The sequence below is a fragment of the Corallococcus sp. AS-1-6 genome (assembly GCF_020037015.1).
In the GTDB taxonomy this organism is placed as follows: domain Bacteria; phylum Myxococcota; class Myxococcia; order Myxococcales; family Myxococcaceae; genus Corallococcus.
Map to the genome: position 1 here is coordinate 35,378 of NZ_JAIQDE010000029.1, position 22,109 is coordinate 57,486.

Below are 22,109 nucleotides of genomic sequence, written 5' to 3' on the forward strand. Positions count from 1 at the left end.
GGCCGACTGCCGTCAGCCCAGCGTCTCCACCTGCATGACGTGCTGGCCCAGGCGGACGCGGTCACCCGGACGCAGGGGGCGCTCCGTCGCGGGCGGGATGCGCACGAAGGTGCCCAGGCCGCCGGAGAGGTCTCGCAGCATCGCGCCGGTCGCCGTGGGGCTCAGCTCGCAGTGCCGGCCGGCGAGCCCCTCGTCGTTCGGGTACGCCAGGTCGCAGTGGGCCTGTCCGATGGTGAGCAGTGCGGCGGCCGTCACCACCGCGCGGCCCGCCCTGCCGCCCATGTGCACCTCCTCCACGCCGTACAGCGCCTGGCCGAGCGGCACGGGCGAGCCATACGGGGTGGGGCGGCCCGCCACGGGCGCGGGGGCCTCCACGCGGCCGGTGAAGCGGAACAGCCGCTGGCCGGCGCTGAAGAGGGCGCGCGGCGCCAGCGGCTCCGTGCCGGCGAAGGTGACGTAGACGCCCGACGCGCTGGACTCGTCGCGCACGTAGAGGGCGCCGTCCTTCACGAGGAAGGTGGCGTGCAGCGGCGACACGAAGACGTCGTCCGGGAAGAGGATGGCGCCGCGCTGGCGGCCCACCACGCAGCCCGTCACCGGCAGCTTGTAGCGCTGGCCGCGCGTCGTCCCGGCGATCACCGCCAGCCCGAAGCGCGAGGCCACCGGCGCGGGGCGGGCCGTGGCGCCCGTGGGAGAGGGAGGCGTGCCGGGCACCGGGGCCGTGCCCCCCGTCCCGCCGCGAGGGGGCAGGGCGTTGTCCGGCACGGGCGGGGGCGGGCGGGTGTTCGCGGGCGGCAGGGCCGGCCCGTACCCCGCGCGCGGAGGCGGAGGCGTCCCCGCGGGCGGCTGCGCGGCCCGGCGGGCCTCCACCATCAGCCCCTGGGCGGCGGTGGGCGGCGGGGTGCGCGCGGAGGGCTTGAGCCCGGGCGGCACGGCGCTGGGGGGCGGAGGCGGCGTGGGCGGCGTGGTGGGCTCGCCCGGGCGCGGGAAGCTGGCGACGGCGGCGGGACGGCCAGGCCCCGCGGCGGGGGGCGGCGTCACCGGCCGGGGCGGGGTCGCGGCCGCCGGACGGGGGGCGGGGGCAGCCTCTTCCAGCGCCTGGCCGCACAGCACGCAGGTGACCGAGCGTGGCGGGTTGAAGCCGTCACAATTCGGGCAGACCACCGGGAGCGCGGACAGCAGAAGCTGAGACATGGGCGGAGGGCCAATCTAGGGGGGCGTGAAACGCCGGGTCAACGAAAGCCTCGGACCATTTCCGAGGCGCCCGGGCCTCCCGGGGCCCGGCGGGGCACGCGATGTTCCAGGGTAACGTTGCCCCTGCTGTTTGAGGCAGTTACGATTGTCACCGCCTCGATGATTCGCCTGAACGACATCCTGCAGCGGGTTGCGTCGTACCACCCGGACCCCGACCTGGACATCATCAAGAAGGCGTACGTCTACTCGGCCAAGGTCCATCAGGGGCAACTCCGCAAGTCGGGAGAGCCCTACCTCATCCACCCGCTGGAGGTGGCGGGCATCCTGGCGGAGCTGAAGCTGGACGAGGCGTCCATCGTCACCGGGCTCCTCCACGACACCATCGAGGACACGCTCGCCACCGCGGAGGAGCTCACGGAGCTCTTCGGGCCGGAGGTCGCGCAGTTGGTGGACGGCGTGACGAAGCTGTCCAAGTTCTCCGCGTCCGCGACGCTCTCCCAGGAGGAGAAGCAGGCGGAGAACTTCCGCAAGATGATCATCGCGATGGCGCAGGACATCCGCGTCATCCTCGTGAAGCTGGCGGACCGCACGCACAACATGCGGACGCTGGATCACATGTCCGAGGAGAAGCAGGCCCGCATCGGACAGGAGACGCTGGACATCTACGCGCCCCTGGCCAACCGCCTGGGCATCTCCTGGATAAAAACGGAGCTGGAGGACCTGTCCTTCCGCTACGTGAAGCCGCAGGAGTTCTTCGCGCTGGAGGAGCAGCTCAACAAGCGCAAGAAGGAGCGCGAGAAGTACATCGAGGACACCTGCGACCTGATGCGCGAGAAGCTCCAGGAGCGCGGCCTCAAGGGCGACGTCAGCGGGCGCTTCAAGCACGTCTACAGCATCTGGAAGAAGATCAAGTCGCAGGGCATCGACTTCGATCAGATCCACGACATCATCGCGTTCCGCATCATCGCGCCGTCGGTGCCCGCCTGCTACGAGGCGCTGGGCATGGTGCACCAGATGTGGAAGCCGGTGCCCGGGCGCTTCAAGGACTTCATCGCCATCCCGAAGCCCAACATGTACCAGTCCCTGCACACCACGGTGATTGGTCCGTTGAGCGAGCGCGTGGAGGTGCAGATCCGCACCGCGGAGATGCACAAGATCGCGGAAGAGGGCATCGCCGCGCACTGGGCCTACAAGGAAGGCCGCGCGCCCATCTCCAAGGACGACGAGAAGTTCGCCTGGCTGCGCCAGTTGATGGAGTGGCAGCAGGACCTCAAGGACCCCAAGGAGTTCCTGGAGACGGTGAAGGTGGACCTCTTCACCGACGAGGTCTTCGTCTTCACGCCCAAGGGCGACGTGCGCAGCCTGCCGCGCGGCGCGACGCCGGTGGACTTCGCGTACGCCATCCATAGCGACGTGGGCGGCCGGTGCGTGGGCGCCAAGGTGAACGGGAAGATCGTCCCCCTGCGCTACAAGCTGAAGAACGGCGACACGGTGGAGGTGCTCACCAGCCCGCAGGCGCACCCGTCCAAGGACTGGCTCACCTTCGTCAAGACGAGCCGCGCGCAGCAGCGCATCCGCGGCTTCATCAAGCAGCAGCAGCGTGACAAGAGCCTGCAACTGGGCCGCGAGCTGGTGGAGCGCGAGTTCAAGCGCTTCCAGCTCAACTTCAACAAGCTGATGCGCTCCGGCGAGGTGAAGAAGGTCGCCGAGGAACTGGGCTTCCGCGTCGAGGACGACATGCTGGTCGCCATCGGCTACGGGAAGGTGACGCCGCAGCAGTTGGTGCAGCGCATCGTGCCGCAGGAGAAGCTGGCGCAGGCGGAGCCGCGTCCGTCGGACGGCGGTGGGTCGGGCGGCGGGTCGGGGGCGAACGCCTCCATGCTGCCGGGCCTGTCGCGCATGACGGACCTGGCCAAGCGGCTGGTGGGGCGCAACAACCGCAGCGGCGTCCAGATTGGCGGCGTGGACGACGTGCTGGTGCGCTTCGGGCGCTGTTGTAACCCCGTTCCCGGGGACCCCATCGCGGGGTTCATCACCCGGGGGCGGGGTGTGACGGTGCACACGGTGGGGTGTGAGAAGGCCCTGGCCACGGACCCCGAGCGGCGCGTGGACGTGTCCTGGGACGTGAAGGGCGACTTCAAGCGGCCCGTCACGCTGCGCGTGCTGACGGCGGACCGGCCGGGCCTGCTGGCGGACATCACCAACACGTTCTCCAAGAAGAGCGTCAACATCTCCCAGGCGAACTGCCGGGCCACCGGTGACGACCGGGCCGTCAACACCTTCGAGGTCACCATCTCCGACCTCAAGCAGTTGACGGACCTGATGCGCTCCATCGAGCGGTTGACGGGCGTCTACTCGGTCGAGCGAATCTAGCCTCAGGCTGTGCTACAGCGCGCGGCGGACCCGCGGCCCCCGTCCCCTTTGGGGGGCCGCCTCAACGCGAGGTGTGCTGCATGGCGCGCAAGGCAATCCACTCCGACGACGCCCCCAAGGCGATTGGCCCCTACTCCCAGGCCGTGCAGGTGGACGCCGGGAAGATGACGTTCCTGTCCGGCCAGATTCCCCTGGACCCGAAGACGATGGAGCTGGTCCCCGGTGACGTCGTCGCGCAGGCCGAGCAGGTGATGAAGAACCTGAAGGCCGTGCTCGCCGCCAGCGGCCTGGACTTCAGCCACGTCGTGCGCTGCACCATCTTCCTCACCGACCTGGGCGACTTCGCCAAGGTGAACGAGGTGTACGGCCGCGCCTTCGCGGGCGCCCCGCCGGCCCGCGCCACCGTGCAGGTGTCCGCGCTGCCGCGCGGCTCCAAGGTGGAGATCGACGCCATCGCCGTCTCCTGACGCACGCGGCGGTCGCTGGAAACACGAAGGCCGCCGGTTCCCGCTGTGGGAGCCGACGGCCTGGGTGCTTCAGGAGCGGGGGAGGGCTACTTCGCTTCCGCCGCCATCGCCACGCCGGCCTTCTTCAGCTCCTCGTCGATGACCTTCTTGAAGGCATCGAAGGGCTGCGCACCCACCAGCGTGCGGCCGTTGATGAAGAACGTCGGGGTGCCGTTGGCGCCCTTGGCGGAGCCGTCCGCCATGTCGGACTCGATCTGCTTGTCGAACTTGCCCGAGTCCAGGTCCGCCTTGAACTTGTTCATGTCCAGCTTCAGCTCCTGGGCGTACTTCTCCAGGCTCTCGCGGTCCAGCGCGCGCTGGTTGGCGAAGAGCTTGTCGTGCATCTCCCAGAACTTGCCCTGCTCGTTCGCGGCCATGGAGGCCACGGCGGCGAGCTTCGCGTGCTGGTGGAAGGGCAGGGGCTGGTGCTTGAAGGCGAACTTCACCTTGCCCTTGTAGGCCTTCTCCACCTGCTCGATGGTCGGCACGGCGCGGCCGCAGAAGGGGCACTCGAAGTCGGACCAGGCGACGATGGTGATGGGCGCGTTCTTCGGGCCGCGCACCGGCGCGTTGCCCAGCTCCACCTTCTGCACGGCCGGCTCGGCGGGCGCCGCGGGGGCGGCCGGAACGGCGTTCACGTTGTCCTGGTTCAGCTTGGCGTAGAGGTCCTCCGCCTTGGTGCCGGCGGCGAGCGCCTTGTCGGCCTTGGCGATCTCCTGGTCGATGAGGGGCTTGAAGGCCTCGAAGGGCTGCGCGCCGGAGAGGAAGCGGCCGTTGATGAAGAAGGCCGGGGTGCCGTTGGCGCCCACTGCGTTGCCCGCGGAGGAGTCCGCGTCCACCTTGGCGGAGATCTTGCCGGACTCCAGGTCGGCCTTGAACTTGTTCATGTTCAGGCCCAGCTCATGGGCGTACTTCTCCAGGCTCTCGCGGTCCAGCGCGCGCTGGTTGGCGAAGAGCTTGTCGTGCATCTCCCAGAACTTGCCCTGCTCGTGGGCGGCCATGGAGGCCTGCGCGGCGAGCTTCGCGTGCGAGTGCATGGGCAGCGGCTGGTGGCGGAACACCACGCGCACGTCCTTGCCGTAGGTCTCCTTGATCTTGTTGAGGGTCGGCACCGCGCGGCTGCAGAACGGGCACTCGAAGTCCGACCACTCGACGATGGTCACCTTCGCGGTGGCCGGGCCGAAGGAGGGGGAGTCCGCGGGGATCTCGATCTTCTTCGCGGCGGCGGCGGGCTCCGCCTGCGGCTGGGCGGCGCGGGACGGGGCGCGCTCGACGCCCTTCTCGATGATGCGCGCGTACACCTGCGACGGCGCGACGCCGCTCTTCACCAGGCCCTCGGCCTTGGCGAGCTCCTCGTCGATGAGGGCCTTGAAGTTTTCGATGGGCTGCGCGCCGGACAGGAAGCGGCCGTTGATGAAGAAGGCCGGCGTGCCGCTGGCGCCCATCTGCTGGGCCAGGGCCTGATCCTTGTCGATGGTGGCGCCCAGGCGCGCATCCGCCATGTCCGCCTTCCACTTCGCCACGTCCAGGCCGAGCTGCTTGGCGTAGCCCTCCAGGCTCTCCCCATCCAGCTTCTTGTTGTTGGCGAAGAGCAGGTTGTGCATGTCCCAGTACTTGCCCTGCTCACCGGCCGCGAGCGCCGCGAGGGCCGCGGGCCGGGCGTGCGGGTGGAAGGACAGCGGGTTCTGGCGCATCACCACGCGCAGCTTGCTGCCGTAGTCCTTCTGGAGCTGCTCGACGGTGTTGTGCGCGCGGCTGCAGAACGGGCACTCGTAGTCGGAGAACTCCACGATGGTGACCAGCGCGTTGACGCTGCCCTTCGTGGGGGCGCCGTCGACGGGCACCTTGAAGACGGTGGGGTCCACGGCGCGCGCGGGCTTGTTGGCCGCCTGCGCGACGGAGGGCGTGTTGCCGGGGGTGGCTTTCGAGCCGGTGGCGGCACGGCCGCCAACGAACCCGAGCACCAGGCCGACCAGCAAGGCCACGATGACATTGGGCTTCATGGGTTGGGAATGCTCCTGCGCCATAGGTCCGACTCCGGGCCCCAAGCGGGTGTCTGGGTAGGGAAAGGGCGGGGTACTTAACAGAGGGAATTCCAGACACGCAAGCCGCGATGACCGCCTGCGTCCGCCCGATATCCAGAGGCCTCGAAGGGGCGGACAACGACGCTGGGGACACCAAAATTCCCTCTCAGCGCGCGTGTCGTGACGCTTCGTCCGTTTGGGTTCCGTGCCAGGATGCGCGGCCATGGAAGCCGGTGTGCGCGTGGATACGTCCGGGGCCCTCTGCCCGGTGCCCATCCTGGAGATCGCCAAGGCGATGCGCCGCCTCGCGCCCGGGACGCTGGTGGAGCTCGTCTCCACCGACCGCGGGCTGGAGGCGGACCTGCCCGCGTGGTGTGACGCGACGGGCAACGAGCTCGTCCGCATGGAGCGCCGGGGCGCCCACTACGTGGGCTGGGTGCGCAAGGCGGGGTGAGCGCCCGTGGGGCGAGGGCCTACAGCAACTGGAGGACGCGGTCCTCCAGGCGGCGGCCGCGGCTGACGCCGAGGATGAGCACCTGGTGCTGGAGGAGGTGGCCGACGGTGCGGCTGATGACCTCCTCGGCCTTGTAGGCCTGTCCGTCGAAGCGCACGCGCAGCACGTCCGTGCCCTCCATGCGCGCGTCGGTGACGCCGGGCAGGGAGGTGATTTCGGGGATGATGACGTCACCCCGGGCGATCTGGACGCGGAACTCGGCGCCCTGGCCGGTGAGCTCCGACATGGTGCCGGACTGCGCGAGCGTCCCCTTGTCGAGGATGGCGGCGGCGTCGCACAGCTCCTCCAGCTCCTGGAGGTTGTGGCTGGAGACGACCACCGTCTGCGTGCCCTTCATGTCCTTGATGATCTGGCGCACCTGCGCGGCGATGCGCGGATCCAGGCCGGCGGTGGGCTCGTCCAGGAGGACGAGCGGCGGGCGGCCCATCAGGGCCTGGGCCATGGCGGCGCGCTTGGCCATGCCGTGGCTGAGCGCCTGCGTCTGGACCTTCCAGGCCTCCATCAGGCCCACCTTCTCCAGGGCGCCGCGGGCCTCGTGCTCGGGCTGGGGCAGGTCCGACAGGCGGGCCCAGTAGGTGAGCAGCGCGCCCACCTCCCAGCCGGGGGGCAGCACCGCGTCCTGGGGCAGCGCGCCCACGCGGCCCTTGAGGGCGCCGGGCGTGGTGGGGGAGACGCCCATCACCTGGAGCGAGCCCTCGGACGGGTAGAGGTAGCCGCACATCATGGAGAAGGTGGTCGTCTTGCCGGCGCCGTTGGGGCCGATGAGGCCGAACACCTCGCCCTGGCGCACCTGGAGGCTCACCGCCTTGACGGCGACCTTGGGGCCGAAGTGCTTGGAGACGTTGTTCAACTGGATGGCCAGGTCGCTCACAGGTCCCTCGCGCGCAGGACGCCGTAGGCGCCGAAGAGGAAGAGGGCCGCGAAGGCCGCGTAGGCCGCGCCGCTCATGGCGAACTCCGCGAGCTTCGGGTGCAGCAGGTTGCCCGAGTAGTACGACGGGGACAGGTAGCGCAGGAAGCGCAGCACGTTGTCCTCGCTCACGGCGCGCCCCACGGAGTCCATCAGCCAGAAGACGAAGAGCAGGATGAAGTTGAAGACGAGGCTCACCGCGGGGACGCGGAAGAGGCTGGAGCACAGGGTGGTGAGGGACACGTACGCCAGCGAGAAGACGATGGTGGCGCTCCAGAACTTCAGGAGGTTGAGCACCAGCACCCCGAAGGCGAAGTCCTCGTTGATGATGCGCGCGTAGATGAAGATGGCCAGGTCGATGATCAGCACCAGCCCCACCAGCAGCGTGGCCTGGGAGAGGAACTTGCCCAGCAGTACCGAGGAGCGGCGCGCGCGCACCGTGAGGTAGCGCATGGAGCGCGGGCCGACTTCGCCGCTCACCTGGTCGAAGCCCATCAGCGCGACGTAGGCGGGCAGGAAGAAGAGGGTGATCTTGAAGACGATGAGCACCACGATGGGCACCTTCGCCAGCGCCTCCATCATCGCGGCGTCGTTGCTGGCGAGGAAGCCCAGCACTCCCTGGCGCATCTGCTCCGCGGCCTGCGTGGCCATCTCCGAGTCGCCGCCGGATTCGGCGAGCTTCGCGTTCACCTGGGCCTGCAGCTCCCGGGTGACGAAGCCCACCACGAGCAGCACCAGCGCGGAGAACATGCTGTAGAGCCCGAGCAGCACGATGGCCCGGCCGCTTCGCACGGCCCGGCGCAGCTCGGCTCCCCAGATCACCAATGTCTCTTTGAGTCCGTCCAAGGTGCACAGGACCCTACTGGACCTCCGGGCACCTTCCCAGGTTTCTCGCGGACGAAGGCAGCAGTCGAGGAGGCAAGCCGTGGACAGCGCGCCCTCAGCGACTAGGATCCGGCGGCCTGCTCCCTGCCCCCCCAAGGAGAGCCCCGAAGCATGACGAAGCGCCGCCTCCTCGCCGCCCTGCCGCTGTTCCCCCTCACGCTGCTCCTGGGCGCCTCCGCGCCCGGGCCGGACGCGAACACCGCGCCGTCACCCGCCGCACCGTCGGATGCCCAGGCCCTGGCGCAGTCGTTGAGCGCCCTGGGAATGGACGCGGGGCCCGTGGGCGCCCGTGCGCTGGTGGAGAAGGTGGAGGCCGAGCAGCGCGGCGCCCAGGCTTCGGCCTCCCCGGACGCCGGGGCCTCCGCGAGCGTCGCGAAGGCGCCGGGCGCTCCGGCCGAGCCCTCGTCGAGCGGGGCCGCCAGCGCGCAGGCTTCGGGTGCGACCGCGGCTCCCGCGTCGAGCGAGGCCGCCACCGCGCAGGCTTCGGGGGCGGCTGCCGTGGCGGGGGCGGAGGAGGCCTCCGTCGCGCAGGGCCCGGACACGCGCCCCGTGGATGCCCGCGCGCTGGCGGAGGCGCTGGCCGCGAAGGACGCCGCCGCGCTGGAGCCCGGGATGGTGCCTCCCATGCCGGTGCCGTCGCGGGAGAAGGCGCCGCCGTTCGGCAAGCTCCAGGGGCTGCCTCGCGCGCAGGACCTGGTGGCCCGCGCGAAGCTGGAGGGCAACAAGCTGGTGGTGAAGGGCGGCAAGAGCGCGCCGGATCAGGTGCTCACCATCGACCCCGGCCTCCAGGCGTCCCTCACGAAGATCATGCAGAACTACCAGGTGCCCTACGGCGCCGCGGTGGTGCTGGAGCCCTCCACCGGCCGCGTCCTCGCGATGGCGGAGCACTCGGAGGCGAAGCCGGAGCTGCGGGGGCTCCCCATCCGCGCGGTGTACCCGGCCGCGAGCATCTTCAAGATCGTCACCGGCAGCGCGCTCCTGGAGGCCGGCGTGTCGCCCGACACCGAGGCGTGCTTCCACGGCGGCAAGCGCCGCCTCAACGAGCGGCAGTTGGAGGACACCGACCGCGATGGCGCCTGCTATTCGCTGGCGCTGGCCATGGGCAAGAGCGCCAACGTCATCTTCGCCAAGATGACCAGCAAGCACCTGACCGCGGAGTCCCTCAAGCGCATGGCGGCGCGCCTGCGCTTCAACCGCGAGATCCCCTTCGCCCAGCCGCTGGACGTGTCGCTCGCGTACATCCCGGAGGACGGCTTCGCGCTCGCCAACACCGGCGCGGGCTTCGGTGACGTGTACCTGTCCCCGCTGCATGGCGCGCTGCTGGCCGCCGTCGCCGCCAACGACGGCCGCTGGGTGGCCCCCGTGCTGGTGGAGCCGGAGCCCTTCATGCCCCTGCCGGAGCCAGAGCCCGTGCTCACCCCCACCGCCGCGCACGAGCTCACGCGGATGCTGGAGGAGACCGTCACCCACGGCACCGCGCGCGGCGTCTTCCGCGAGCGCGGCTTCCAGGTGAAGGACGCGGTGGGCAAGACGGGCACGCTCGCGGACCGCGAGCCCTTCCGCGACTACTCGTGGTTCGTCGGCTTCGCGCCCAAGGACAACCCGCGCGTGGCCGTGGCCGCCCTCATCGTGAACGACCCGAAGTGGCGCATCCGCGGCTCCTACCTGGGCCGCGAGGCCCTGCGCCTGGCGCTGGAGCGCATCCCCGCGCCGGTGGAGCTGACGGCCCCCGCGGGCGCCGCCGGCAAGCACTGAGGCGCGACGTCAGGACAGCGGACGCGCGGTGAGCTTCACCAGCCCCGTGTCCACGAAGCCCTGGAAGAACTTCAGCGCCTCCAGCTCCTGGAGGGGCGACACGTGCACGATGGCGGCCACGTCCCGCCGCCCGTCGATGCGCGACAGCAGGTAGCGCTCCGGTGACGTGAGGGGCAGCGTCTTCAGGTGCGCGGGCGTCACCATCAGCGCCGGCACCCGCGACGGCTCCATCAGCGCCTTGCGCAGCTCCGCGAGCAGCCGGCCTTCCGCGTCGCGCAGCAGCTTCGTGGTGTGCTCGGTGGGCGCGATTTCATGCGCGCGCCGGGCCAGCGCCTCGCCGTCGCGCAGGTTGCCCGCGTCCAGGAAGAGCTGGGCGGCCTGGAGCACCTCGTCGGAGGAGGACTCGGAGCCGATGACGCCGCCCGCGTTCAGGTCGTCCTCGTCGTCGTCCTCCACCACGACGACGGTGTGCGCGCCGGGGTCCGGGGCGGGCAGGGGGGCTTCGTCCGACACCCGCAGCGCGTCCTGGCGGTAGAGCGCGTACAGCCGCTGATAGAGGAAGAAGTCGGTGGCGTGCAGCGCCAGCGCGATGCCGTCGATGCTGAGGCCGTCCTTCGCGAGCTGCACGATGCGCTCGTCCATGCTGCCGGCCTTGCGGTCCGTCAGCTTGCGCTCGTCCACCTCCAGGCGCACGCGGCCGGAGGGGAACACCGCGCGGATGGCCTGCCACGCCGTCTCGCGGAACTCGCCCTCGCGGCTGACGTCCAGCAGGTCCACGCTGACGTCCAGGCCCTCCAGCTCCGGCGCGGCGTCCGTGGGCCGGAAGTCGAAGCCGCCTTCCTCCCACGTGAAGGCATCCAGCAGCATCTCCCGGAACTTGTGGGAGAGCACCGTGCGCACGGTGGCCTCGGACACCGTGCCCGTCATGATGAGGATCTTCCCCAGCAGGATGTGCGTCTCCGCCTGCGTGGCGAACGCGCGCTCCAACTGGTCCTCCGTCAGGTGACCCTGGTTGATCAGGAACTGGCCGAAGTACTCGCGCGGCTGGTTGGAGCTGGCGGTGATGACGTTGCCGTCGCGCAGGAGCAACTGCTTGCGCACGTCTCCCCGCTCCACGTTCAGGGTGCCGGTGGCCCGGCGATTCCCGAGGTGGACGACCAGGTCCTTGAGGGGCATCGTCGAAAAATCACCACACACGCCGCGCATCGAGCGCCCATCCTGCAACGCATGCGAGTCGATATCTACTCGAAACCCCGGTGTTCCCTCTGTGAGCAGGCCCTCGCCGTGGTCACCGAGGTGCAGGCCCGGCTGCCGTTCGAGCTCTACGTCACCGACATCCTCCAGAGCCCGGACCTCTTCGAGACCTGGCGTTACGACATCCCCGTGGTCCTCCTCGACGGGGTGCCCGCCTTCAAACACCGCGTCGACGCGGAGACCCTGGAAGTCCGGATCCGCGAGGTGATGAATGGCATACCCATTGCTAAAACCGTGGGCCAGGATGGGTAACGGAGTGCCCTTCCCTAAGAAATCCAAGGGGATACGTAGGGCGCGAAAGTAGCGGGGCTGTAAATCTGGGCAGGCGGGCAGGGTGGTGGGGAAGAAAATGCTGGAAGGGAGGGCACGGCGGTGGGTGTGAAGCGCAAGCGAGCGGGAAGGTCGGGCCAGCCTCCCACGGTGCTGCTGGTGGAGCCGCGGGCGGAGGACCTGGAGCGCACCCGGGCGCTCCTGGGCGAGGCCGGCTTCCGCGTGGTGCCGCTGACGCGCTTCGACGCGGCGGTGCCCCTCTTCGAGGTGATCCGTCCGGATGCCGTCCTGCTGGCCGCGCAGCCGCCGGACTTCGCGGCCATCCAGACGGCGCGGCGCCTGCGCCAGGTGGGCAAGGGCACGGTGCCGATGATGTACCTGGTGGATTCGCACGACCGGGACGCGTGGAAGTTCTGCGTGGAGAAGGGGCAGTGCGTGGACGTGGTGCCGCGCACGGTGGATGGCGCGGAGCTGTCCATGAAGCTGCACGCGCAGATGCGGCTCAAGCAGTCGGTGGAGCGCGCGGCCTCGGGTGAGGAGGCCGGCACGGCGCTGGCGCTGCACGACCCGGTGACGGGGCTCTACAACCGGCCCTTCCTGCTGGCCCTCATCGGCCTGGAGGCCCGGCGGACGGAGCGCTACGGCGGGACGTTCTCGGTGGTGGCGGCGGAGGTGACGGGGTGGAGCGCGCTTCGCAAGGAGCACGGCAAGAGCATGGCGGAGCGGCTGCTCGTCTACAGCGCGGTGGTGCTGGGGCAGACGGTGCGCGAGGCCGACGCGGTGGCGCGGGTGGGGGACAGTCAGTTCGCCATGCTGCTGCCGGGCACGCCCGCGGAGGCGGTGCCGGAGGTGCTGGCGCGGGTGGAGGCCCGGTTCGAGGCCGCCCGGTTCCAGATGGAGGGTCGGGTGGTGCGCACGGGGCTGGAGCTGGGGGCGGTGAGCTTCCCGGACACGGTGGGGGCTCCTACCCAGTTGCTGGGCGCGGCACTGCAGACCTTGAGGCGTACACGCGAGCTTCGGCGGGCGGCCGGTCCAGCCCGTCTGATGTCGGTTTGATTCAGTTCACGAGGGTTTGATGCACAGGGCGAGCGGAGGCGTGGGGATGGATCGGATCGCGGTGCTGGTGGTGGATGACGAGGAGTCGGTGCGCACGTTCCTGTCCGAGCTGCTGGGCAGCTCGGGGTACCAGGTGCGCTGTGCGTCGAGTGGTTCGCAGGCGCTGGAGATGCTCTCTGGTGGCTCGTTCGACGCGGTGCTGCTGGACGTGGTGATGCCGGAGATGAGCGGGCTGGAGGTGCTGCGCCGCTACCGGAGCACGGGCGGCACGGCGCCGGTCATCGTGTTGAGCGCGCTGTCGGGCGCGGACGACGCGGTGCGCGCGCTGAAGATGGGCGCCTCCGACTATCTGGCGAAGCCCTTTGGCAACGACGAGCTGCAGGACGTGCTCGCGCGCGCCCTGGGGACCCGCGTGCCGGAGCGGCAGGCGACCGCGCCCGCGCCCCGCGTGGTGTTGACGCCCGCGGAGGCCGCGGCGGAGGCCCGCGTGCTCATCTCCACGTCGCCGGCCATGCGCCGCGCGCGTGCGCTGGTGGAGCGCATCGCGGACACGGACGTGCCGGTGCTGCTGCTGGGGGAGTCCGGCACGGGCAAGGAAGTGATTGCCCGGGAGATCCACGCGCGCAGCCAGCGCCATGGCCGGCCGTTCATCAAGGTGAACTGCGCGGCGCTGCCGGGTGAGCTCCTGGAGAGCGAGCTGTTCGGCCACGAGCGCGGCGCCTTCACGGGCGCCACGGCGGAGAAGCCGGGCAAGTTCGAGCTGGCGGACCAGGGCACCATCTTCCTGGACGAGATTGGCGAGATGGCCATCCGCCTCCAGGCGAAGCTGCTCCAGGTGCTGCAGGACGAGGAGTTCTTCCGCGTCGGCGGCAAGAAGAGCGTCCGCGTGGACAGCCGCGTGGTGGTGGCGACGAACCGCGACCTGGAGAAGGAGATCGCGCTCGGCAACTTCCGCGAGGACCTGTACTACCGCCTCAACGTGGTGGCCATCCGCCTGCCGCCGCTTCGCGAGCGCCGCGAGGACGTGGTGCCGCTCACCGACCACTTCCTGAAGAAGTACGGCCGGGGCTTCATGACGAACGTGTCGGAGCTGCCCTCGGAGGTGCTCCACGCGTTCAGCGACTACGAGTGGCCGGGCAACGTGCGCGAGCTGGAGAACATGGTGCGCCGGCTGTGCGTGCTGAAGGACCCGACCCTGGTGCTGGATGAAATCCACGCCGGTGGCCGTGCTCCGGCGAGCGCGCCGTCGCTGCCCACGTCGTTCGGCGGTGGGGACGAGTACATGCCGCCCCAGTCGCGCCACGTGGAGGAGTCCGCCCGCGTCTTCGCGGCGCCGCCGTCCTCGCTCGCGACGTCTTCGGGCGCGGGTGTGCAGGTGCTGGAGATGCCCGCGCGCGGCGTGTCGATGACGCCGCCTCCGGTGATGACGGAGGCCACGCCGTTCAACGCCGTGGCGCCGCAGCGGTACGCGAACCCGTTCGACGCGCCGCAGCCTCCGCCCCCGCCGCCTCCGGCCGGGGAGCTGTCGCTCAAGGACATCGGCAAGCGCGCGGCGATGCTCGCGGAGCGCGAGGCCATCCTCGCGATGCTTCAGCGCACCGCGTGGAACAAGCGCCGCGCGGCGGGCAAGCTGCGCATCAGCTACAAGGCGCTGCTCTACAAGATCAAGGAGTGCGGCATCATCGACCCTCGCGCGAGCGCGGAGTTCTGAGCCGCGACTGACGAAGTGAGGTGACGGCCCTTCTTCCGGATGACGGGAGGAGGGTCGTTCTCTTCGTGCGGTCTTGCGTGGAGCGGGCGTTGCCCGGTATCGCGGGGGCCATGACCGCTCCGCTCCTTCTGCTTGGCTGTGGCTATACGCTGACGCGGCTCGCGGTGGCGGAGGCCCGCGCGGGCCGGGAGGTCCTGGCCACGACCCGGGATGCTGCTCGGCGCTCGGTGCTGGAGGGCGCGGGTGTCCACGTGGTGTCCATTGACGACGCGCTGTCGCGGGCCGGGGGCGCGCACGTCGTGGACTCCGTTCCTCCGGATGCCGGGCTGGATGCCCGCCTCGCGGAAGCGCTGTCCCGCGCTCGTCCCTCCCGGCTCGTCTACCTGTCGTCCACGGGCGTCTACGGCTCCGCTCGCGGACACGTGGACGAGTCCACGCCGGTCGACAGGACCTCACCTGCCTCCCGCGCGCGCCTTGAGGCGGAGGCACTGTTCCTTCCCCTCGGCGCGAGCGTCATGCGCATCGCGGGCATCTACGGCCCGGGGCGCGGGACTTCCGGCCGCTTGAAGGCGGGCACGCTGCGCATCCCGGAATCGGGTGGGGGGCGGCTGTCGCGCATCCACGTGGACGACCTGGTGGACGCGGTGCGCGTGGTGCTCGAACGCGGCGCGCCCGGTGAGGTGTACTGCGTGGCCGACCGCCGGCCCGCGACCCAGGAGGAGACGGCCTCCTGGCTCTGTCAGCGGCTGGGCCTCCCCATGCCGCCGCGCGTGCCCCTGGAATCCCTCCATGAGTCCCTGCGCGGCGACCGCGCCATCCGCGCCGCGAAGCTGGAGGCCCTGGGTTGGACGCCGCGCTACCCGGACTTCACCACCGGCTTCCTCGCGGCGATGGAGGAGGAGGCGCGCGGCTGAAGCACTACCCGGGTGACTCCGCCCGCAGGAGCTGTTGCAGGTCGAGCTCCGACCAGTCCAGCTCCTGCTCCACCTGCTGGAACGCCGCGTCCCCGATGGTGCCGTTCGCCCGGAGCTCCGCCAGCTTCCGCCGCCCCGCGGCCATCGCTGCACGCACCGTCTCCGCGTCCGCAGTGGGCGGCCCCCAGGGGGAGGCGCTGGGGCTCCTGGAGCTCGTGAGGGTGTGCTCGTCCAGGAGCTGCCTCGCGCGCCGCAGTTGCAGCTCGTACCGGCGCCGGACCAGCGTCGCCATCTCCGTGCCCGGTGAGTCCTGCGTGGCCTCCAGCCCCGCGCGCAGCGTCTCCACCCGGGCGAGCCGCACCTCGTGGTCCACCTCGCCGTCATCGTCCAGCTTCAGCCGCGTCATCAGCGGCCGGAGCGTCATCCCCTGCACCACGAGCGTCCCCAGCACCACGGAGAACGACGTGAAGAGGATGAGGTCCCGGTAGGGGAAGGCCGCGACCCCGTCATGCCCCGTGGGCAGCGCCAGCGCCGCCGCGAGCGTCACGATGCCCCGCATCCCGCACCAGCCCACCAGCACGGCCGCGCCCGGCGAGAGCGTGACAGGGCTGGACTTCGACCTGCGCTGCCTCCAGCGGTTGACCGCCGCCGCCCCCATCACCCAGGCGATGCGCGCGAGGATGGCCGCCCCCGTCACCACCGCCGCGATGGCCGTGTATTCCCACCACGTCTCCCGGTCGAAGCGCGCGACGATGCCCTTCAACTGGAAGCCCACGAGCACGAAGGCCAGCACGTTCAACACGAACGTCGCCACCTCCCATACGGCATAGGACGGGATGCGGATCCGCGCGGGCGTCACCACGGAGGCCGTGCGGGAGATGGTCATCGCGTACACCACAGTCGTCAGGATGCCGGACAGGTGCAGCCGCTCCGCGAGCATCCACACCGCGAACGTGCTGCCGAACTGGGTGATGACGGCCGTGGACACGTCCTCGACGCCGGCGTTGATGCGCAGGCTCACCCGGGACAGCACCACGCCCAGCAGCACGCTGCCCACCGTGACGACGAGCAAGGTGGGCACCGCGCTCCAGCCCAGCACGCCGCCCGCGGCCACGGCCCCCAGCGCGAGCCGGTAGATGAGCAGGGCGCTCGCGTCGTTGAAGAGGCTTTCGCCCTCCAGGATGACCATCAGCCGGTGCGGGGGCTTGAGCTGCTTCAGCACCGCCGTGGCCGCCGCCGCGTCCGGAGGCGCGACGATGGCGCCCAGCGCGATGGCCGCGGCCCAGGGCATCTCCGGCACCATTGCCTTCACCACCACCGCGACGGCGATGACCGTGAGCACCACCGCCCCCAGGGCCAGGCTCGCCACCGGCCGCCAGTTCGCGCGCAGGTCGCGAGGGGACGCGTCGAACGCCGCGTCCAGCAGCACCGGCGCGACGAACAGGGTGAGCGCCAGCTCTGGATCCAACACCAGATCCGGGCTGCCCGGCACGAGCGCCAGCACCGCCCCGGCGAGCGCCACCAGCGCGGGGTAGGGCGTGCCCACCCGCCGGGACAGCGCCGCCAGTCCCGCGCCTCCCAGCAGGAGCGCGATGACGATCTCGAACACCAGCATGAGGGCCTCGGGAGCAGTCCACCCTGGACTTCCGGCGACCTAGCGCAGGAGGGCCTGCGGGGGACAGTGGCGAATTCCGGACGGCGGAACCCCGCGTCCCACGGGAGGCCGGCCGCGTCATCAGCCGAACGCGATGGGTGCCATCAGCCGGGGAAGGGGCGCGCCTTTGCGAGGCGTGGGCCCCCGGTGACAGGCTTGCGCTTTCGGGCCGCGTGAAGTGCGCGGCCTTGCGAACCCTGTCCCAGGGGGGAACCGAAGATGTCCAGGTCGTTGCTGTTGGCGTCGTTCAACGAGGGCGTCCACCGCTCCATGGCCGGCCACCACGAGGCCGCGCTCCAGTCGTTCGACCAGGTCCTCGCCGTGGATCCACGCCACTTCCCCGCGCTCACCGCGAAGTCCTTCGCCCTCAAGCAACTGGGGCGGACCGAGGAGGCCCTGAAGGGCTTCCAGCGCGCCATCGAGCTGGACCCCACCGCGGCGGACCCCCACCGCGAGGCCGCGCTCTGCCAACTGGAGCTGGGGGAGCCGGAGGCCGCCGCCCTGCTGATGAACCGGGCGGTGCAGCTCAACCCCACCCCCGGCTACCGCGAGGCCGCCGCCATCGAGGTCTACCATCTGGGTAACGCGCTGCTGACCCAGGGCCGGCGGCCGGACAAGGCCCGCTACCGGCTGGCCCGTCAGGTCTTCGAACTGGCGCTGGAGCTGTCGCCTGCCTACGTGGAGGCGGCCAAGGCCCTGGCGGACGTGTGGGAGCACCTGGGCGACCCTACCCAGCGGGAGCACTACACCCAGCTAGCGACCCGGCTGCGCCCCGCCTCCTCCTGAGTCGCCCCGCGTCAAATTCCATACAAATGCGGAGGGAAAGGGCGGTGTGCCGGTGTTGAATGCCGAAGTGGCCCCCCCACCAGGAGAACCCTTCGCATGATCGTGATGCTCGAGCCGGATTCCCCCGAATCCGTCGTGAACGCCGTCCTCCAACTCGCTTCGCAGTACGAGGGCGTCACCCCGCGTGCCCACGTGGTCCAGGGCGCCGAGTCCACCATCACCGAGCTGTACCTGCTGGGCTCCACGTCGCAGGTGCCGCTGGAGCCGTTCCAGCAACTGCCCGGCGTGCGCCAGGTGGTCCGCGTCTCGCAGAAGTACCGCATCATCGGCCGGCACGGCGGTCAGCGCACCACGGCGGGCTTCGAGTACAACGGCGTCACCTTCGACGACAACTCGGTGAACCTCTTCGCGGGCCTGTGCGCGGTGGATTCGCTGGAGAGCGTGGACGCGATGATGGCGGCGCTCGCCCGCTGCGGCATCAACACCACGCGCATGGGCGCGTACAAGCCGCGCACCAACCCGTACGAGTTCCAGGGCCTGGGCGCGAAGTGCCTGCCCTGGGTGTTCGACTCCGCGGGCAAGCACGGCATCAAGGTCATCGCGATGGAGGTGACGCACCCGCGCCACATCGACGAAATCAATGACGCGCTGAAGAAGTCGGGGGCCCCCACGGGCGTGATGCTCCAGGTGGGCACGCGCAACGCGCAGAACTTCGAGCTGCTCAAGGTGATTGGCCAGCAGCGCACCTTCCCGGTGCTCTTCAAGCGCGGCATGGGCATCACGCTGGAGGAGTCCCTCAACGCGTGCGAGTACGTGGCGAGCGAGGGCAACCCGAAGATCGTCTTCTGCCTCCGCGGCGTGAAGACGCACCTGGGCGACCCGCACCGCAACATGGTGGACTTCGCGCACGTGCCGGTGGTGCGCCGCCTCACGCGCATGCCGGTGTGCGTGGACCCCTCGCACGCGATTGGCCGCGCGGAGGCCCCGCCGGACGGGCTGCCGGACATCTTCCACGCCATTGGCCAGGGCCTCATCGCGGGCGCGTCCATGGTGCTGGTGGACTTCCACCCGACGCCGGAGAAGGCGCTGTGCGACGGGCCGCAGGCGCTGCGCCTGGAGCAACTGGCCGCGCTCCAGCGCTACACGAGCATCGTGCGCTCCGCGTACACGGAGGCCGTGCGCAACGGCGACGGGACGCAGGCCGCCGCTCCGGCCAAGGCCGTCAGTCGCTGAGCGCGTAGCTGCCCAGCACCCGGAGCGACGTGCAGGCGCTCCGGGCTTCCGCCAGGGCCGCCTTCACGGGCGCGGACGTCAGCGCGCCCTCCACGTCCAGGCACCAGCGGTAGTCCCAGGCGCGGACGCCGCCGGGCCTCGACTCCAGCCGCGCGACGTTCACCCCGTGCGCGGCGAAGGCCGTGAGCACGCCCGCGAGTGCGCCAGGGCCGTTGTCGAGCGTGAGCACCAGGGACGTCTTCCACCGCGAGCCCAGATTCGGCGGCACGGCCGGGCCCACCGCGAGGAAGCGGGTGGCGTTGTCCGGCGAGTCCGCGATGCCCTCCGCGAGCACGGCGAGGCCGTAGAGCTCCGCCGCGGTCCGGCTGGCGATGGCGGCCGTGCCCTCCAGCGCCTCCTGCGCCACGCGCCGAGCCGCCACGGCGGTGTTCGCCTCGGGCACGGGGTGCAGGTGGTGCTTCCTGAGCCAGCCTCCGCACTGCGCCAGCGCCTGGGGATGTGACAGCGCGCGCGTGAGCCCCTCCAGCGTGCGGCCCGGCGGCGCGAGCAGGCAGTGGCGCACGGGCAGGCGCAGTTCGCCGGAGAGGGTGGGGGTGAACTCCAGGAGCAGGTCCACCACCTCCGCCACCGGCCCCGCGAGCGCGCTCTCCATGGGCACCACGCCGCCGTCCACCGCGCCCCGGGCGACGGCCTCGAAGACGTCGCGGAAGGTGGGGCAGGGGATGCGCGTCACGGAGGCGCCGAAGAGGGCGCCCGTGGCCTCGTCGCCGTACGCGCCGCGCTCGCCCTGGAAGGCGATGCGGCGGGGGGCGGCGTCAGCCATCGATGGGCTCCGCGCGCGGGTAGGTGCCCAGCACGCGAAGGGACGACGTGAGCGGGCGCAGGTCCTCCAGCGCCGCCGTCACCGCGGCGGACGCGGCGTGGCCCTCCACGTCCAGGTAGAAGCGGTACTTCCACGGCGAGCCCGGGATGGGGCGCGACTCCAGCTTGGAGAGGTTCACCCCTCGCTGCGTGAGCCGCTGCAGCACCTGGCCCAGCGCGCCCGGGCGGTGCTCCAGCACGACGAGCAGTGACGTCTTGCACGGCACGTCTGGCGCGAGCGGCGTGGGCTGGCGCGACACCTCCACGAAGCGCGTGAAGTCCGAGCCGGGCTGAAGGTCGCTGGCGAGCACCACGAGCCCGAAGCGGCCCGCCGCGGACTCGCTGGCGATGGCGGCCACGGTCGGGTCGTTGCGGTCCGCGACCATCTGCGCCGCGATGGCGGTATCCGGTCCCGGCACGGCGCGGGCCCGGGGCACGTGCGTGCTCAGGAAGTCCTCGCACTGCGCCAGGGCCTGCGGATGGGACAGCACCTCGCGCAGGTCCTCCAGCTTCGAGCCCTTCACGCCCAGCAGCCGGTGGTCCACCTGGCTCACCACCTCGCCGGTGATGACGGCGTCGCCCGCGGCGAGCACGTCGTACGTTTCATTCATGCTGCCGGCGGTGGTGTTCTCGATGGGCAGGAGCAGCACGTCCTGCTCGCTCTGCTTGAGGGCCTCCGCGGCCTGGCGGGCGGTGTCGAAGCCGGTGAGGAGCACGCCGCCCGGCCGGTGGCCGTAGCGCTGGCGGGCGGCGAGGTGGCTGTAGGAGCCCTCGACGCCCAGGTAGCCCACGCGCAAGGGCGTGGTGTCCAGGCGGGTGACCAGGGCCTGCTGGCGGGCCACGGACATGTCCAGGATGACGCGGTAGAGGCGCTCCACCTCATGCGGGTCCAGGCCGCGGTCCGCCGCCCGGCCGCGCAGCTTGCGCAAGAGCAGGTCCTCGCGCTGCGGGTCCCGGAAGGGCCAGGCCGTCACCAGCTTGGCGCGCGCGACGTCGTCGGCCAGGGCCATGCGCCGCTGGAGGGCATCGAGGACGTCCTCGTCGATGCGTTCGATTTGCGTCCGCAGGGTCTCCAGGGAGGGGATGTCCGCCATGCCCGGAACATAACAACTCGCGTCGAAGGCGCGGACTCCTCTGACGCGCCGTTCACATTCCCAGGCGCCGGGCGAGGTCCGAAGGGACCGGGTAGACGGACTCCTTCGGCAGGTGGCGCGTGGCCTGGTCGGAGCGGCCGTCGTCCAGGTGCTTGCGCAGCTTCTGGACCAGGGGCGTGAGGTCGGTGATGGACACGGTCCAGTCGTCCACGAAGCGCTGGATGACGGCGCGGCTCAAGCCCACCTGGATGCTGTCGTGGGGCAGGCCCGCGCCGCGCAGGCTGCGCTCCGGGTCCCACTGGATGTGGACGGGCGCGGAGTCGAAGGCCTTGCGCCACGCGTCCGGCGAGCCGTGGGCCTTCGGCTCGAAGCCGGTGAGGACGCCGGCAGCAAGTGCTTCCTCCCAGCCGGAGCGTTTGATGCGCACCGCGAGCGTGCGCTCCTGGCCGCTCTTGCGGCCCCAGTTGGAGCGGTGCATGAGCCACAGGAAGCTGGGTTTGATCCACGTCATCCGGCCCACGGAGAACGGCGGGCCGAACTTCTGCTGCTTCACGGCCACGTCCGCGATGGCGTCGGAGTAGGCCTGGTACACGACGATGGTGGCTCGGTCGAAGTCGGCGCGGACTTCGCGGGCTGCGCTCATGGGCGGGCTCTGGGCCTGGCCTTCGGCTTGGGTGTGGCGGTGGTGGCCTTGGGGAGCTTCGTCTTGCCCATCTTGAGGACGAGCTCGAAGTGCTCCACGGGGGTGGGGGTGACGCTGAGGCGGCTGCGGGTGAGCAGGGGGAAGTCCTTGAGCGCGGGGGTGGCCTTGATGCTGGCCAGCGTCACCGGCGTGGTGAACGCGACCACGGGGCCCACGTCCACGGAGGCCCAGTCCTCGCCGGGAGCGGTGGGGTCGGGGCCGGGCTTGGAGAGGACGCGCGCCACGCCGACGACGGCCTTGTCCTCATTGGAGTGGTAGTAGAGGCACAGGTCCCCGGGCGTCATGGCCCGCAGGTTGTTGCGCGCCTCGAAGTTGCGCACGCCCGTCCACTCCGTCCTGCCATCCTCCTCCAGCTTCGCGTACGCGTAGACGGAGGGCTCGCTCTTGATCAACCAGTACCGCGGAGTCGCCAT

Annotated in this window: 20 protein-coding genes; 10 read left to right on the top strand and 10 right to left on the bottom strand. The window is 70.8% G+C overall.

Annotation, left to right across the window (positions count from 1 at the left end; translation table 11 throughout):
• Positions 1 to 12 precede the first annotated feature (12 nt).
• Positions 13 to 1,194, bottom strand: coding sequence for an FHA domain-containing protein (locus K8612_RS31260; RefSeq protein ID WP_223764945.1), 1,182 nt, complete (start codon positions 1,192 to 1,194; stop codon positions 13 to 15).
• 159 nt (positions 1,195 to 1,353) lie between these two features.
• Between K8612_RS31260 and K8612_RS31265 the strand changes: the two genes are divergently transcribed.
• Both K8612_RS31265 and K8612_RS31270 read left to right on the top strand, forming a co-directional pair.
• The gene (locus tag K8612_RS31265) at positions 1,354 to 3,567 is read left to right on the top strand and encodes a bifunctional (p)ppGpp synthetase/guanosine-3',5'-bis(diphosphate) 3'-pyrophosphohydrolase (protein ID WP_223743611.1); all 2,214 of its coding nucleotides are present in this window, start codon (positions 1,354 to 1,356) and stop codon (positions 3,565 to 3,567) included.
• A gap of 80 nt (positions 3,568 to 3,647) precedes the next feature.
• Positions 3,648 to 4,034 carry a RidA family protein gene (locus K8612_RS31270; RefSeq protein WP_255672458.1) on the top strand — a complete coding sequence of 129 codons (387 nt, stop codon included), beginning with the start codon at positions 3,648 to 3,650 and terminating at the stop codon, positions 4,032 to 4,034.
• An 86-nt stretch (positions 4,035 to 4,120) separates the two neighbouring features.
• Here K8612_RS31270 and K8612_RS31275 read toward each other — a convergent pair whose 3' ends face one another.
• Complete coding sequence (locus K8612_RS31275) at positions 4,121 to 6,076, bottom strand: thioredoxin domain-containing protein (protein WP_223764947.1); 1,956 nt, start codon at positions 6,074 to 6,076, stop codon at positions 4,121 to 4,123.
• A gap of 244 nt (positions 6,077 to 6,320) precedes the next feature.
• On the opposite strand from K8612_RS31275, the gene K8612_RS31280 reads away from it, so the two are divergent.
• Entirely contained in the window at positions 6,321 to 6,551 is a 231-nt protein-coding gene (locus K8612_RS31280) for a sulfurtransferase TusA family protein (RefSeq protein ID WP_014395774.1), read from the top strand.
• Positions 6,552 to 6,570: 19 nt separating this feature from the next.
• Here K8612_RS31280 and K8612_RS31285 read toward each other — a convergent pair whose 3' ends face one another.
• Together K8612_RS31285 and K8612_RS31290 are read right to left on the bottom strand one after the other, a co-directional pair.
• Positions 6,571 to 7,482: an ABC transporter ATP-binding protein gene (locus tag K8612_RS31285; protein ID WP_223764948.1), complete on the bottom strand. Its 912-nt coding sequence runs from the start codon at positions 7,480 to 7,482 to the stop codon at positions 6,571 to 6,573.
• Positions 7,479 to 8,342, bottom strand: coding sequence for an ABC transporter permease (locus tag K8612_RS31290; RefSeq protein WP_370639986.1), 864 nt, complete (start codon positions 8,340 to 8,342; stop codon positions 7,479 to 7,481). Before K8612_RS31290 ends, K8612_RS31285 begins: the two co-directional genes overlap by 4 nt.
• Before the next feature lie 174 nt (positions 8,343 to 8,516).
• Here K8612_RS31290 and K8612_RS31295 point away from each other — a divergent pair, with 174 nt between their 5' ends.
• Positions 8,517 to 10,160 (top strand): penicillin-binding transpeptidase domain-containing protein, encoded by a 1,644-nt coding sequence (locus tag K8612_RS31295; RefSeq protein ID WP_223764949.1) that lies wholly within the window; start codon positions 8,517 to 8,519, stop codon positions 10,158 to 10,160.
• 9 nt (positions 10,161 to 10,169) lie between these two features.
• On the opposite strand, the gene K8612_RS31300 is transcribed toward K8612_RS31295, so the two are convergent.
• Complete coding sequence (locus K8612_RS31300; protein WP_223743617.1) at positions 10,170 to 11,366, bottom strand: DUF4388 domain-containing protein; 1,197 nt, start codon at positions 11,364 to 11,366, stop codon at positions 10,170 to 10,172.
• Between the two features lie 21 nt (positions 11,367 to 11,387).
• On the opposite strand from K8612_RS31300, the gene K8612_RS31305 reads away from it, so the two are divergent.
• From K8612_RS31305 to K8612_RS31320, 4 genes are all read left to right on the top strand, one after another.
• Complete coding sequence (locus tag K8612_RS31305) at positions 11,388 to 11,666, top strand: glutaredoxin family protein (protein WP_223764950.1); 279 nt, start codon at positions 11,388 to 11,390, stop codon at positions 11,664 to 11,666.
• Between the two features lie 120 nt (positions 11,667 to 11,786).
• Positions 11,787 to 12,740, top strand: a complete 954-nt coding sequence (locus K8612_RS31310) for a diguanylate cyclase domain-containing protein (RefSeq protein ID WP_223743619.1) — start codon at positions 11,787 to 11,789, stop codon at positions 12,738 to 12,740.
• Between the two features lie 46 nt (positions 12,741 to 12,786).
• Entirely contained in the window at positions 12,787 to 14,451 is a 1,665-nt protein-coding gene (locus K8612_RS31315; RefSeq protein WP_223764951.1) for a sigma-54 dependent transcriptional regulator, read from the top strand.
• 110 nt (positions 14,452 to 14,561) lie between these two features.
• Positions 14,562 to 15,365 (top strand): SDR family oxidoreductase, encoded by an 804-nt coding sequence (locus K8612_RS31320; protein WP_223764952.1) that lies wholly within the window; start codon positions 14,562 to 14,564, stop codon positions 15,363 to 15,365.
• A 4-nt stretch (positions 15,366 to 15,369) separates the two neighbouring features.
• On the opposite strand, the gene K8612_RS31325 is transcribed toward K8612_RS31320, so the two are convergent.
• Positions 15,370 to 16,980: a sodium:proton antiporter gene (locus tag K8612_RS31325; RefSeq protein WP_223764953.1), complete on the bottom strand. Its 1,611-nt coding sequence runs from the start codon at positions 16,978 to 16,980 to the stop codon at positions 15,370 to 15,372.
• A 258-nt stretch (positions 16,981 to 17,238) separates the two neighbouring features.
• On the opposite strand from K8612_RS31325, the gene K8612_RS31330 reads away from it, so the two are divergent.
• Together K8612_RS31330 and K8612_RS31335 are read left to right on the top strand one after the other, a co-directional pair.
• Positions 17,239 to 17,805, top strand: coding sequence for a tetratricopeptide repeat protein (locus K8612_RS31330; protein ID WP_223743623.1), 567 nt, complete (start codon positions 17,239 to 17,241; stop codon positions 17,803 to 17,805).
• Positions 17,806 to 17,901: 96 nt separating this feature from the next.
• A complete protein-coding gene (locus K8612_RS31335) occupies positions 17,902 to 19,038 on the top strand; it encodes a 3-deoxy-7-phosphoheptulonate synthase (RefSeq protein ID WP_223743624.1) in 1,137 nt (378 codons plus the stop codon).
• Here K8612_RS31335 and K8612_RS31340 read toward each other — a convergent pair.
• The 4 genes from K8612_RS31340 to K8612_RS31355 are packed head-to-tail and all read right to left on the bottom strand — an operon-like array spanning position 19,028 to position 22,109.
• Positions 19,028 to 19,861 (bottom strand): prephenate dehydratase, encoded by an 834-nt coding sequence (locus tag K8612_RS31340; protein ID WP_223764954.1) that lies wholly within the window; start codon positions 19,859 to 19,861, stop codon positions 19,028 to 19,030. The two genes, K8612_RS31335 and K8612_RS31340, sit on opposite strands and share 11 nt — an antisense overlap.
• On the bottom strand, positions 19,854 to 20,993 hold the full coding sequence (gene pheA / locus K8612_RS31345) for a prephenate dehydratase (RefSeq protein ID WP_223764955.1): 1,140 nt from the start codon (positions 20,991 to 20,993) through the stop codon (positions 19,854 to 19,856). The genes K8612_RS31340 and pheA overlap by 8 nt, the downstream gene beginning before the upstream one ends.
• A 52-nt stretch (positions 20,994 to 21,045) precedes the next feature.
• Complete coding sequence (locus K8612_RS31350) at positions 21,046 to 21,636, bottom strand: DUF4291 domain-containing protein (protein WP_223764956.1); 591 nt, start codon at positions 21,634 to 21,636, stop codon at positions 21,046 to 21,048.
• Positions 21,633 to 22,109, bottom strand: coding sequence for an EVE domain-containing protein (locus K8612_RS31355; RefSeq protein WP_223764957.1), 477 nt, complete (start codon positions 22,107 to 22,109; stop codon positions 21,633 to 21,635). Before K8612_RS31355 ends, K8612_RS31350 begins: the two co-directional genes overlap by 4 nt.